Annotated in this window: 10 protein-coding genes; 8 read left to right on the forward strand and 2 right to left on the reverse strand. The window is 62.5% G+C overall.

Annotated elements, in window-relative coordinates; all coding sequences use genetic code 11:
• The first annotated feature begins 50 nt into the window (after window positions 1-50).
• The gene (locus tag EOA29_RS10795) at window positions 51-5,507 is read left to right on the forward strand and encodes an SH3 domain-containing protein (RefSeq protein ID WP_210213133.1); all 5,457 of its coding nucleotides are present in this window, start codon (window positions 51-53) and stop codon (window positions 5,505-5,507) included.
• A 28-nt stretch (window positions 5,508-5,535) separates the two neighbouring features.
• Here EOA29_RS10795 and EOA29_RS10800 read toward each other — a convergent pair whose 3' ends face one another.
• Both EOA29_RS10800 and EOA29_RS10805 read right to left on the reverse strand, forming a co-directional pair.
• On the reverse strand, window positions 5,536-6,462 hold the full coding sequence (locus EOA29_RS10800) for a LysR family transcriptional regulator (protein WP_126092907.1): 927 nt from the start codon (window positions 6,460-6,462) through the stop codon (window positions 5,536-5,538).
• A 35-nt stretch (window positions 6,463-6,497) separates the two neighbouring features.
• On the reverse strand, window positions 6,498-7,310 hold the full coding sequence (locus tag EOA29_RS10805; protein ID WP_348627507.1) for a L,D-transpeptidase: 813 nt from the start codon (window positions 7,308-7,310) through the stop codon (window positions 6,498-6,500).
• Between the two features lie 130 nt (window positions 7,311-7,440).
• Here EOA29_RS10805 and EOA29_RS10810 point away from each other — a divergent pair, with 130 nt between their 5' ends.
• From EOA29_RS10810 to EOA29_RS10840, 7 genes are all read left to right on the forward strand, one after another.
• On the forward strand, window positions 7,441-8,100 hold the full coding sequence (locus tag EOA29_RS10810; RefSeq protein ID WP_245464638.1) for a type III secretion protein: 660 nt from the start codon (window positions 7,441-7,443) through the stop codon (window positions 8,098-8,100).
• Window positions 8,075-8,749: a hypothetical protein gene (locus EOA29_RS10815; protein WP_126092908.1), complete on the forward strand. Its 675-nt coding sequence runs from the start codon at window positions 8,075-8,077 to the stop codon at window positions 8,747-8,749. Before EOA29_RS10810 ends, EOA29_RS10815 begins: the two co-directional genes overlap by 26 nt.
• 78 nt (window positions 8,750-8,827) lie before the next feature.
• The gene (gene sctJ / locus EOA29_RS10820) at window positions 8,828-9,598 is read left to right on the forward strand and encodes a type III secretion inner membrane ring lipoprotein SctJ (RefSeq protein ID WP_126092909.1); all 771 of its coding nucleotides are present in this window, start codon (window positions 8,828-8,830) and stop codon (window positions 9,596-9,598) included.
• Window positions 9,595-10,218: a SctK family type III secretion system sorting platform protein gene (locus tag EOA29_RS10825; protein ID WP_126092910.1), complete on the forward strand. Its 624-nt coding sequence runs from the start codon at window positions 9,595-9,597 to the stop codon at window positions 10,216-10,218. The genes sctJ and EOA29_RS10825 overlap by 4 nt, the downstream gene beginning before the upstream one ends.
• 5 nt (window positions 10,219-10,223) lie before the next feature.
• Window positions 10,224-10,844 carry a type III secretion system stator protein SctL gene (gene sctL, locus EOA29_RS10830; RefSeq protein WP_126092911.1) on the forward strand — a complete coding sequence of 207 codons (621 nt, stop codon included), beginning with the start codon at window positions 10,224-10,226 and terminating at the stop codon, window positions 10,842-10,844.
• Window positions 10,841-12,193 carry a FliI/YscN family ATPase gene (locus EOA29_RS10835; RefSeq protein ID WP_127220886.1) on the forward strand — a complete coding sequence of 451 codons (1,353 nt, stop codon included), beginning with the start codon at window positions 10,841-10,843 and terminating at the stop codon, window positions 12,191-12,193. The genes sctL and EOA29_RS10835 overlap by 4 nt, the downstream gene beginning before the upstream one ends.
• Window positions 12,180-12,668, forward strand: a complete 489-nt coding sequence (locus EOA29_RS10840) for a hypothetical protein (protein ID WP_126092913.1) — start codon at window positions 12,180-12,182, stop codon at window positions 12,666-12,668. Before EOA29_RS10835 ends, EOA29_RS10840 begins: the two co-directional genes overlap by 14 nt.
• Window positions 12,669-12,798 lie beyond the last annotated feature (130 nt).

Below are 12,798 nucleotides of genomic sequence, written 5' to 3' on the forward strand. Positions count from 1 at the left end.
CCACGGGTGACAAGGGTGATCCATCGGGCGACGGCCAGCCGTCGCGGCCGATGGTCTTGCATGAGCTAGGCCCCGACGGCGTCTATCACCCGACCGACAAACTGGTCTTCCACGATCCCGACCATCCCGTGATCCCTGGAGAACTGATCAAGACGGGTGAGGCCGGCGACGATCCGACGATGCCGCTGGGCCGCGATCTGGATGGCTCGGCCGAGCGAAGCTCGCCCATTCCCGCTGACGGCGATCCTATTATCGTGTTGTCGAGCGAGCCGACCGTGACAGACGGACCTGTGCGCCTCATATGGGACCCGGAGACGCGCAGTTTCACCGGCATGCCTGAACGAGACACGAGCGGCTACGTCTACACAAGCGGCAAGGACCCAAAGACACCTTCCGCCTATCTCGACGGCTTGACCACCGAACAACTCGTGACCCGTTACGAGCAGGAGAAAGGCTATTATTCCAGCCGTGAGCTGGCCGAGCGCTATGGTCCAAATGGTATTCCAGAAACGCTGCGCAGCACGGTGGACGAAAGCGCGGCTCCCGGCGGCGAGCCGCCCGCGGGCGGCAAGCCGGCCAAACAGCGGAATTGGGGAGATTTCAGGATATCCGCGCTCGGACGCGTCCGGTTCAATTCCGATCCGATAAACCTCGCTGTCCATTCGATCCCGGGTGTGCCGGAGGCATTCCAGCTGGGAAACCCGACCTGGCGGTCATACATGGTCGGGTTCGGAACACGCACCAGTTATCGTGCCCTTTGGCAGTCATTTGCCGACAGTATCAAATACCGGTCGCTCGAACCGGTACGCTACATTTTCGGCAAGGAATTGGGAATCTCCATTCGCCCCAACGAGCATCGCAATATCACGCTCGCACAGCTCGGCCTCAAAGTTCAGCGCCAGACCGCCTTTCAATTCAAAGGGGAGGATCTTCTCGACGCGGCACATCGAGGGCTGTTCGGCGACGGCTCGGATTCTGTCTTCACGGTCATGCCGCGTTCTGCCCGTGTCGAGGGTCCGGCAGGGAACAAGGGTTGGGCGGTGGAGCTCACCTTCAGCCTCGCCCTTCGCTCAAAATCGGCCATCTTGAGCGACGGTGAAAGCGACTTTTTCCGTCAAACAGCGGACGGCAAGACAGAATTCTATGAGTTCGACGGCGACGTTCCGTATCGGAAGGTTTATCTGGAAGACAAATATTATCTGACGAGTTTGCTAAGCATCGAGAAGCGCTACGAAGTGGCGATGAACGCGACATTGCCCGAGGGAACGGTCGTCAATTCAGAATTCGTCGACGCAAACAAGGGAGTACTTGACCGCCTCCGTTTGAGGGCCCAGTTCGTCGTGAAAGACAAACAAACGGCGGAGGCTCTTGCCGACAATCCTGACATGAGCACGATCCGGGCACTGGTGGCGTCGGGAGAAATCGACGCCCAGAAATCGATCTTGTTCATTCCTGGCTCGGAAAGCGGGATGCGGCAATCTGCTGTTCCCGGCTTGGCACTGGGAGAGACAATTGTCGATCTCACTGGAAGAAGCCGACGTGTGTGGAATGCCGGCGCAAGCCGGCTCGAGGTCATCGTCAACGAGGCATTCCACAAATTCCTGCCAAGTCCGGATCGCATTTTACTGCGCAAACTGCCTGCGCCTTACAATCATTACGTTCGCTCGGGCGGTCCGATCTATATCAACCTTTTTGGCAAGCGTGAGGCTGTCGCGTCGACACTTGATGTCACGATTGCGCTGCGGAGCCCGGCCCTCAAGTTTCGCGTGCCCTCGGTCCCGTTCCTCCAATTCCCATTGGCGTTCACGGGCGAGATCAGGTTCTTTTACCGAACGAATTTGCCTGACGTTGCCCCGATCGTCGCGAAAGCCGACTTCGTTAGACGTGAATTTACCTTCGACGATAAACTGCCTGTGGAAATAGCGGTTCCACGCTGGTTGCATGAACTCGACCAGCGCGCCGACAAGGGGGGAGGTCTCGCATTTCCGAGAGGCGGCCGGGCGTCGTTGACAAAATGGCTGGATGAAATCGAAACCACCGCGACACCCAGTCAGAAGGCCGAGATCGAGGCGTTCCGCCAATCCACGTTGCTGTCGCTTGAGGACGAAGCTTTCATTCCACCTGGCGCGATGAGCGCCGTCCGTGACTTCCTAGCGACACAGGCAAAACCAACCGAGATGCCTCCGCCGGAATTTATCTATCTGGCACCATCCGACCAGCAGCAGTCGCTTGCACGCTGGTATAGTGAGAATGGGGTTACTGCTTCGCCTCCAGCCAGGCCTCTTGCGTTTCGACGGCCAGTGCCCGCGGCCGCCGGCGCCGCCAATGCGGCGTCGGCCAGGCAACCAGCTTCCGCCGAGACCGGCACAGCAGCCGAAGTCGGCCAGCCAAGAACCCTGCAGCTTGAGGACGAGAGCGGCAACGTGATCACCGCCGCAGTGCTGGGCACCGAGCCAAAGAGCGCGGAGAATGTCTATGTGCCTCCGGCCGACGGGCCACAGGCGCGCGGCGACGAACCGGAACTGGTGCACAAGTCGCATATTCTGTTCCGGGACCCGGAGACGGGAGAAGCATACGTCCTGCCGTGGATACGCGGCGCCTCCGAGGACCATGTGCCGGGCGGTCAAGGACAGCCGCAGGGTGAGCCACCGGACGCAAGGCCGGTCCCGAAGGCCATCGAGGCGGCGCCTCCAACGACATATTCGCTGCAGCAGGTCCGCAACATGCGGCAACCTGAAAAGTGGAAGGCCGGCGAGGTTTACACACGCGAGCTCAACGGATCGCCTGGAGAGGCGCATTTCCCGATCGAGGCCAATCCGAATGGTCCCTATCCTGTCGTTGGCCAAGGTGGGCGATATGTGGATTCGCCTGTCTTCAAGAGCCAGGACGAAATCGAGGCGATCGAGGTCAAGACCTACCACCGCTGGACGACTATCAACGGCGCCGCCCAGATGCGCGAAGTTCCGCTCACGCCAAAACTGCAGGAGCAGATCAACAAGGACGTCGCGCTGCGCAACGGGAACTCGGGCTATCAACCTCGCTGGGTCTTCCTCGATGCGCCGCCTTCCGCTGAATTGCAGCGGGCGCTCGATGACGCGCGAATCATCGGCAACATCTTCGGACACAACACACCCGCCGCGACAGCGCGGCGGCCGCAATCGGCAACAACCGAAGCCGCTCCGGGCAAAACCCTGCGGCTCGAGGACGAGAGCGGCAAGGTGATCATCGCGGCAATGCTGGGCACCGAACCAAGGGGGCCGGAACAGGTTTATGTGCCACCTTCAGACGGGCCGCGCGCGCCTGCCGACGCTCCGGAGGTGGCGGACAAGACGCACATACTGGTGTACGATTCCAACACCGGCGAAGCCGTTGTCCTGCCTTGGATACGCGGTGCTTCCGCCAACCATGCACTCACCCGAGATGGCGTCAGAGCGACCCCGCTTGACCAGGTGCCGGATCTCGTCATGGGCGATTTCCAGCCGAACCAGATTCCATGGCTCAAGCGCGAGCAGGTGGCCGAGCTGACTGAACAGCAGTTCCGCGACATGGATCAGGCCGGCTTGCTGCCCTATCTGACCAAGAGCCAACTGCGCGGTATCCCGAAGGCAAAGATACGCTACGTCAACATCGCGGGACTCGACGGGAAACAGGTTCCTTGGCTCACCGAGGGCCACATCCGGAATCTGACCAACCAGCAGTTCCAGGATCTCGGCAAGGCCGGTTTGACGCCTCACCTGACGAAACCACAGGTGCAGGCGATTAAAGGAGACAAGGTCAAGTTCGTCGACATGTCGACGTTGGAAGCGCGCCAGGTTCCGTGGTTCAAGCCCAGCCAGGTCGAGAAGTTCACGTCACAGCAGTTCGAGGATCTGGGCGAGGCTGGATTGCTGAAGAATCTCGGCGAGCGCCAGGTTCAGGCGATCCCTGAAACCATGATCGGGTCCCTGGACGTTGCGAAGCTCGATCCCAAGCAGGTGCCGTGGCTGACCGAGAAGCAGATCCCGGTGCTGACCCGCGATCAATGGGGGGCCTTCACGATCCACCACATCGAAGCTCTGACCCAGAAGCAGATCGAAGCGGTGACACCAAAACAGTTCGAGGAAATGAGCCCCGGCCAATTCCGCAAGTTCACGCCTGAGCAGTTCGAGTGGATGAGCGGGGATCAGACGAATGCGCTGTCCGTGCTGCAACTGACGACGTTCCGGGCGACCCACAAAAAGGCGATGACGCCGGATCAGGCTGCCAGCGTCGATCTGGCGCTGAGCCATGCCAGGATGCGGGAAAACGCCCAGGCGCTCGCCACCTTCGGCGGCATGTCGACCACCTCCTACGTGTTGTGGAGCTCGTTGCCGCCGACCTGGACCGCCACCGCCGGAGCGGTGGCATTTGGCGTGCGAGGCTTCGTTTTCGGCGCGCAGGCGATCTTCCCCAACGCAACCGCGAATCACAAGCCGTTCGGGCGGTTCCTCAACGCGCTCGGCGGAGCCACATTCATTGCCGCGGCGCCAGGCGCCGCGACCGGGATGATCCAGGGCAAGGATATTGTCGTCAACAGCACGTTCTCGCTCGGCAACGTCGTCTATGGCACGAAGTCGATGCTGCAATCGTTCACCGGCAGGCCGGTGATCCGAAACCTGGCCGAATATCTGGCCGGACCCGGCTATGTGCTTGGCTGCGCCGTCTATACGCTGCACTCCTGGCCGGCGCCGATCGCCACAGTCGCCGGCACCATGTTCACGTTCGGCTGCGCGGAGTTCTGGGCGTCGGCCTACAGAACGGACCAGATGAATCGCCGTTCGGTGCCGCGAACCGATGCCGATATCGCGGCGGCGCAAAAGTCCGACAAACGATGGGCTGCATTGGATCGATGGACCCTGGGCATCACCTTCGGCATTGGAATGCTTCTCTTCTCGCTGGACTCCCTGCTCGCGGAGCCTTGGAAGGGCGCGGCGACGACCCCTCCAGCCGATCCGAAAAAACCGGATGGCGATGGCGATGCGTCGTCGCAGCAACCCGATGATCCTTCGGATGGTCCCGGTGAGCCGAAAACCCCGCCCGAAGACCTCCCGCAACTCGTGGTATCGGCGGATGAGGGGCTGAATTTGCGGGCGCAGCCCGACGAGGATTCGGCCGTGGTGACGGTTCTGCAGCCCGGCACGTTCGTCGAACAGACCGCGAAGCCGGCCACCGATCCATCAGGAGAGGCATGGATACCTGTCGAAGGTTTCGGACCGGACGGCAAAATGCATCGCGGCTGGGTTTCCGGCGACTATGTCGAGGTTCATCCCGAGGGCCGCAGCAATCCCGAAGGCCGCACGAACCCGACGCTGGAGAAAGACGGCTACCAGTGGGTCGAGGTGAAAGACGGCGACAGCATTCGCCTGATCGCCAAGACCCATTCAGCGGATGTGGCGGAGACGGTGGTGCTCAATATGGATCATATCCTAAGCCCGGACATGATCTTCTCGGGCGATCGCATCTATCTTCCGGCCGCTTCGATCGGCTGAGAAAAACGGCTTGGCTTCGACCGTCGGCTTACTGCGTCTTGCCGGTTTTCGCCGCATATGCGCGCGCGACGGTGGCCGCCAGGCTGGCGGCCTGCCCGGCGAGCGGGTTTGACGGGTTGGAGGCATAAGAGGCGGTGAACTGCAAGTCGGAGGGATGCCATTCGCAGTCGACGATCCGAAGTTTGCCGCTCGCGGTGTAGTCGCGGATGACTTCCCTCGGGAGCGAGGCAATCCCAATTCCATTGAGGGTCATCTTGACCGATGCGGCCAGCGAACTGGCCGGGAATATGCGGGGCGTCTCCTCGAACTCGCTGCTCAGCTTGTGGTAGAGCTCGCTGTAGGGCCTCGTGGTTCGCGCGTAGCTGATGATTGGGAACTGCATCAGGTCGCACAGCGTCAGCCTGCTCCGGTCGGGCAATTCCAATCGCGGCGAGCAGACCCAGACGAGCGGAAATGAAGGCATCTCGACGTTCTCGATGCTGTATTCCAGGACCGGGCCCATCAGCACCGCGAGGTCGAGCCGGTGTGACATGAGCTCGCCGCGAAGGGTCGTCGTCGCATCGACGACGATATCGGTGTCGACAAGCGGATGGCTTGCTTGCAGTTCCTTCAGGAAATCCGGAAGCCAGGTGTGCACGATCGTTTCAGCGACCCCAAGCCGTAGCACCCTTGCCGTTTCCGAAGTCTCGGAAAGGGAGTTGGCCATCAGCTGCAGCCGCTCCGCCACGTGCAGGACACGCTGAGCCGGCGGCAGCAGCCTTTGTCCCTCGGCCGTCAGTTTGACCGTGCCGCTGTGGCGCTCGAACAGCTTGGCGCCCAGCGCTTTCTCCAGCCCGGCGATTCGGGTGGATACCGCCGGCTGCGTCGTGTTCAGGCGCTCGGCCGCTTTTCGAAAGCTTCCGAGGGTCGCCACCAGGAGAAAGGTTTCGATCTGCTTGATGTTGAAAGGTATCACGAGGATCGGTCACTCCAGGGTAGGGCGTCGAGCGATCAGTGACGCACAATGATCTGCGCGCCAACCTTTACGCGGTCGTAAAGATCCATAACGTCCTCATTGGTCATGCGGATGCAACCGGAGGAGTTGGCCTGTCCGACCGTCCATGGCTGGTTGGTGCCGTGGACGCGATAAAGCGATTTGCCGATATACAGGGCCCGTGCGCCCAGCGGATTGTTCGTTCCTCCCTCGACACGCACGGGCAGGAAGTGGCCCTTCGATGCTTCCCTGGATCGCATTTCGGCAGGTGGCCGCCAATCGGGCCAGCTCTTCTTGCTCGAAATCGTGTCGCGGCCGGACCACTCCAGCCCCTCCTTGCCGACGCCCACCGCGTATCGCAGCGCCTTGCCGTTCCCAAGGATGTAGTAAAGGCGCCGCTCTGAAGTGTTGATCACAATCGATCCATTCGGTTGAGCCTCGCTGAAATGCACGATCTCCCTGGGAATTGGCGACCACTGGTGCCGGCTTTCTTCTTCCGAAGCCTGGCCGGAAGCATTGGGAGCGGAAGGGGAGACCAGCACATTTCTGGCCGGATCGTAAGTCCAGCTTCGGGGGTCGTAACCGCTGTTCGATTGCGCCTGCGCCGGAACCATGGCGGCAATCAAACCGGCGGCAAGCACAATTGACGAACCCAGCGCCAAGTTAGGGCGCAGGGCGACAACACTTCCGCTTCCCGGAAAACTGGCGGGAGCATCCAAGTTCGCGAGTGACACCGAGGTCAATCCCTTCTGCGTCCAGGCATCGAACCGGCGATCACGAACCGGTGATTCCAGCGCGCACCATATCGCTTTGGAGATCGTTCGCAACATTTGGCACCGAATTCATATGCGCGATCCAATTGGACTTCCAATTCTCCAAGGCGCGCGATAGAGTGAAACCGGCGGGCAAACCATGAAGCGGGCGATGCGGGTCTTTCGCAGCCGCCTGCGATAGGGACCAATGTTGACGGGACGCGGTACCTGCCATGCGGATTTTCTGTCGAGCGCCAAGGCTGCCATCGTCATTGGCGGCCTTGCGGCGGTCCTCGTATTCGGAGATGCGCTGCGGGCGAACGCCGCTGAACCGCGCTGGCCTGCCGGGCCGTACAAATACATCACTGTCGATCAATCGGTGACGGACGCGCTGGTCGAGCTAGGCCGCAACATGCGCACGCCCATGCGGGTCAGCAAGCTTGTCAAAGGGCGCCTGAGCGCCGGCATGCCGGTCGGGACGGCCCGCGAATTCCTCGACGAGATCTGCAACCGATACGGCCTGGTCTGGCATTTCGACGGCATCGTCATGAATGTCGCGACCGAAGCCGAAGTCCAGACGGAGATGATCCCGCTCGATGCCAACGCGGCGGCGCATGCGGAAGAACGGCTTTCACGGCTGGGCGTCATCGATCCAAGGTTTCCGATAAAGGTTTCCAAGGAGGACGATGTCGTCTCGGTGTCGGGACCGCCATCCTATGTCGAGCTCGTCCGCAAGACGCTCGGAGCGCCTGCCGCGTCCGACACGAAGCCGGATTCCGGCCCGGATTCAGGCAAGGTCGTTTCGGTCCGCGTTTTCCGCGGAAAGCAGGCGGATGCGCAAAATGTCCCGCCGGGCAAAACGAACTAGGAAGCGGGAGGGCAGGTTCATGCAAATCGCACCGATTGGAGCTCTGGAAGCCACGCTCGCAACCCTGACGACCAGCGTGACCTCGCAGCAGCAGATCACCGCCGGCGCGGCGGCGCAGCCGGGCAACCGAATGGTCGGCGCCAGCCAGGAAAAGCATGACGCCGCGAAGGTCAACGCGTCTGAGCGCGGCGATATCAACACGCCGGCAGGACAACAGGTGGCGCAGGCATCCTCCGGCGCCAATCCCGCAATGGCCGGGCAATCGTCCAAATCGGACAAGACCGAGCCGATCGTCGAGCGCAAGCTCTTCGACTATCTGGCGGAGGTGGAGAAATCGGGAGGCGGAACGTTCACGGATCCATCGGCGCTGCTTGGTTCCGCGGTGCAGTCGTTGGAAGGCACCATGCAACAGGTCCAGAAGGCCCTTGGCCAGGCGAACGTCCCCGCAGACGCTGAAAAAGCCGCCATGCAGGATCCCGGCAAGGCGGCTCCGCCGGGCAGGGAAAGCGATGACGGTCCGGCAAAGAATGCCGAGCAGCTCCTCGAACGGTCCATTTCCGTGATGTGGGCGGCCGCCAATCTGGAGGTCGTCACGAGCAGCGTGACCGCGGTGACGTCGTCCACCAGCACGCTGATAAAGCAGCAATAACGCGACGGGGTGTTCGTGCGCACAATGATCCCGCCGCTGCGGTCAACGCCAATCAATCGATGCGGTGCCCGGTTCCGCATGGCGTTCGCAATCATCGGCATGCTTGCGCTGCAGGCCTGCTCGGAGGAGCTTTATTCCAACCTCGACCAGCGGCAGGCCAACGAGATCGTGGCCACGCTGGTGCGTCACGGGATACCGGCCCAGCGCGAAGCCGGCAAGGACGACAAAATGACGGTTTCCGTGCAGAAGGACCGTTTCGCCGAAGCCATGGCAATTCTCGACGAGAGCGGATTGCCCAAGCAGGAATTCCAGACGCTGGGCGAGGTGTTCAAGCGGGACGGGCTTGTGTCCTCGCCGGTGGAAGAGCGGGCGACGATGATCTATGGCCTGAGCCAGGAATTGTCGCAGACGATCTCGGATATCGACGGCGTGCTTTCCGCGCGCGTCCACCTTGTGCTGCCCGAGAACGATCCGCTGAGACAGCGGTTGGTTCCGTCATCCGCCTCCGTCTTCATCCGCCATCGCGCATCGGTGCCGATGAACGACCTGATCCCTCAGGTCAAGATGCTGGTGGCCAAGGGCATCGCGGGATTGACCTACGACAATGTCTCCGTGACCCTCATTCCGGTGGCCGCGCCGCCTCCCGAACAGGAAACCCGCGAAGCGGGCTTCACCACATTCCTTGGTCTTTGGCTGCATCCGGACAGCGTCGCCGCGGCGATGTGGCTGTTTTACGGCATGGCGGCGGCCATATTCGCGCTCGTTGCCCGGCTGGCCTATGTCCAGTGGTATCGGCGGCCTGGTGTCTATGCGCTCGACACAGTCGCAAGGCCGGCGAGAGAGACATGATCCAGACTGCCCCGACGCAAACTGCCGCCAGTTCGGATTGGCATGCGTTCATATCCAATCCCGCAAGCTACGCGGATGCCGCCCGGCTCGCGGACTGTTTCGGTGGCACGATCGGCGAGGCAGCCTGCGAGCGAATGCGCCAGTCGCAGCGCCTGCATGAGCGGTTGTCGAAGCTTCTGCTCGATCATTACGGGCTTTCTTGCACCGTCGACGAACCGGCCGACGACGTGGATCGGGCGATCGCCCTGTCGTCGGGCGAGGAGTTGGAGGAGCTTGCGCTTCGCTCGGGCGCAATCTACCAGGCCAGCAGCATCGCCGCAGTCATTGCTGGACGCGAAGCGGCTGCCCTGCAGGCGGCGCTCGGCATGGATATCTGCTCAGCCGCAGTCGCGAACCGCGATCTGGCCGGCCCAATTCAGCCCCTGGAGCCCCTGGATGATATCTACAATCGCGTCCATGCCGACGGGCTGAGTTGCCTTTGCGCCTGGTGTCAGGCGATGCCCCGCGACACGAGCATGCGGGTTCGCCTCAAGCTGATGCCGCACGAACTCGTCGATGGGACGGCGATCGCACCCTTTGCCGAGATCGGTCCGGCGATTGTTCGACGAGCGATGCGTTAGACAGAATGGTCGAGCCGGACAACGCGACCAATGATATGCCCCGGCGCCCTCGCGCCCGCATTCTGCGTGCCGGCGAGGCCCGTGCGTGGCTGGACGGCCATGCCTTCCTCGATGAGGCCAGACGTGATGCGCAGCAGATGCGCGAGGCCGCCCGGCGGGCCTACGCGGCCGAATATGCGCAGGGCTACGAAGACGGCAAGGCACAAGGCGACGCGGAGGCCGCACGGTTGGTGGACGAGACGACAATCAGGGTGGATCGCTATCTCTCCAGGCTGGAACCGGAGGTCGTCGCTCTGGCCCTCGATGTTGTCAGGCGGATGCTGGGGGAATTTGACGTGACGAGGCTTGTCGCAAAGGCGGCCAGGCAGGCGATCGCTGACGTTCGCCGCGCCAAATATCTGAAAGTCCGCGTCCATCCCCGCTCCGTCGGCAGGGTTCGCGATGAACTGGACGCGGTCCTGCGTGAGAGCGATCTGGCCATGACGATCGAGATCGACGGGGATGACACGCTCGCGGCAGACACATGCATTCTTTCGACCGACATCGCCGTCATCGATGCCAGCATTGACGCGCAGCTCGATGCGATCGCCGATGCGCTCCGGTCCAAGGCCGAGGGTCCGGCATGACGGGCTCGGCTGCCGACATAGAGAGCCGGCTCGCATCCATCATTCCGGGGCTACGGTCGAACTTGCGGGACGATGCAAGCCGGCCCCGTAGAGGACGTGTGCGGCGGGTGACCGGCACGGTCATCCATGCGACGGTGGAGGAGGTTCGGATCGGCGAGATATGCGACCTCCTGGACCCCAGGACAGGCAAGACGACCAAGGCCGAAGTCGTCGGCCTCATGGACGAGATGGCAGTCCTGGTGCCGCTTGGTGACCTGACGGGCCTTTCAAGCCTGACCGAGGTGGTTGCGACCGGGAAGGACCAGTTGGTGCCGGTCGGTCCCGGGCTTCTTGGGCGCGTGATCAGCGCGCTCGGCGAGCCGCTGGACGGCAGGCCGCTGGACGGCATCACCGGCACCTATCCCGTCAACGCCTATCCGCCGTCGCCACTGGAACGCAGCCTGATTTCCGAGCCGATCCAACTCGGAATCCGCGCCCTCGATGGGCTGCTCACTTGCGCGCGCGGACAGCGCGTCGGCATCTTCGGGGAGCCCGGCGTCGGCAAATCGGTTCTGCTTTCCGACATCGTCACCGGCACCGATGCGGATGTCGCCGTGGTTGCTCTGGTTGGCGAACGCGGGCGCGAGGTGCGCGAATTCATCCAGCATCAGCTAGGGCCTGAGGGGCTCGCGCGGGCAGTCATCGTCGTCGCGACATCCGACCGTCCGGCCATCGAGCGCGTCAAGGCCGCCTATGTGGCCACCAGCATCGCCGAATATTTTCGCGACCAAGGCAAGCACCTGTTGTTGGCAATGGACAACATAACCCGGTTTGCCCGCGCGCAGCGCGAGATTGGCCTCGCTTCGGGCGAGCCGCCGACGCGCCGCGGTTTTCCCTCTTCGCTTTTCGCGGTCCTGCCGCGTCTGCTCGAGCGCTCGGGACCTGGTCGCGTCGGTTCCATCACCAGCCTCTACAGTGTTCTTCTGGAGGGCGACGGCACGCTCGATCCGGTCGCCGAGGAAATCCAGGCGCTTCTCGATGGCCACGTCTTCCTGTCGAACGAACTGGCCCAGCGCAATCACTTCCCGGCCGTCGACGTGCTGCGCAGCCGAAGCCGCCTGATGGACACGGTGGTGCCGCCTGGGCATCGGGCGGATGCCGGCCGGCTGCGCGAGCTGCTTGCCCGCTACGCCGATGTCGAATTGCTGCTGCGCGTCGGCGAGTACGAAAGGGGCAACGACGCGGTTGCGGACGAGGCGGTGGCGAAGATCGACATCATCAACGCCTTCCTGCGGCAGGCGTCCGCCACGCACGAAACGATCGACAAAACACGCCAACGCATGCGGGAGATCGTCAATGAAGGACCATGACGTCATCGCTCGATTGCGTGATCTCAGGCGCCATCGCGAAGCGCGCGCAAGGGAGGCGGTCATCAGAAGATATGCCGCTGCGCGGCAGGCGGCCGAGGAGGTCCGGAAGGCGGCTGCCGCCGTCGCCGAGCATCTCCAGGCGACAGCCGATGCCGAGGATGCTGCGTTTGGTTCGCTTGTCGGACATTCGGTGAATGCCGCCAGGCTCTATCGGCTCCAGGGGCGGTTCGAGACCGCCGCCAGGGAAACCGAGCAATTGCGGGAAAACGAACGGGAGGCTGGCATCACCGAGCAGCGACGCAGAGTGGAGCTGTCGGCAGCCCGTGAGGATCATCGCAAGACCATGAAAGGCGTGACGAAGCTGGACCGCCTGTTGGAGGATCTTATCAAGCGTAGCGCAGGTCGTGGCCTCGCTCGTGCCGAACTCTCGGAGGAAGAGGAGCGTGGCGTAATGCGACCCTCTTCAGAACGATAGCGCAGTCGGTGACCGAGAGCATGGCAGCGTGATGCCTCAGTCTTTGGCAGCGGCAAGCAAGAAGGCGCGGGGAAACCCGGTGAAGCGCGCGGCCAGGCGATCGAGCCGCGGCGAGCGGTTGACATTGGAA

This window comes from Mesorhizobium sp. M1E.F.Ca.ET.063.01.1.1 (assembly GCF_003998155.1).
In the GTDB taxonomy this organism is placed as follows: Bacteria; Pseudomonadota; Alphaproteobacteria; order Rhizobiales; family Rhizobiaceae; genus Mesorhizobium.

Excerpts from the sequence above, each read along its gene's own strand:
- EOA29_RS10835 (WP_127220886.1), top strand. The coding sequence starts at position 10,841 with ATGACGGGCTCGGCTGCCGACATAGAGAGCCGGCTCGCATCCATCATT.
- EOA29_RS10840 (WP_126092913.1), top strand. The coding sequence starts at position 12,180 with ATGAAGGACCATGACGTCATCGCTCGATTGCGTGATCTCAGGCGCCAT.
- EOA29_RS10795 (WP_210213133.1), top strand. The coding sequence starts at position 51 with ATGGTCTTGCATGAGCTAGGCCCCGACGGCGTCTATCACCCGACCGAC.
- EOA29_RS10815 (WP_126092908.1), top strand. The coding sequence starts at position 8,075 with ATGTCCCGCCGGGCAAAACGAACTAGGAAGCGGGAGGGCAGGTTCATG.
- sctJ (WP_126092909.1), top strand. The coding sequence starts at position 8,828 with ATGGCGTTCGCAATCATCGGCATGCTTGCGCTGCAGGCCTGCTCGGAG.
- sctL (WP_126092911.1), top strand. The coding sequence starts at position 10,224 with ATGGTCGAGCCGGACAACGCGACCAATGATATGCCCCGGCGCCCTCGC.
- EOA29_RS10825 (WP_126092910.1), top strand. The coding sequence starts at position 9,595 with ATGATCCAGACTGCCCCGACGCAAACTGCCGCCAGTTCGGATTGGCAT.
- EOA29_RS10810 (WP_245464638.1), top strand. The coding sequence starts at position 7,441 with ATGTTGACGGGACGCGGTACCTGCCATGCGGATTTTCTGTCGAGCGCC.
- EOA29_RS10805 (WP_348627507.1), bottom strand. The coding sequence starts at position 7,310 with ATGTTGCGAACGATCTCCAAAGCGATATGGTGCGCGCTGGAATCACCG.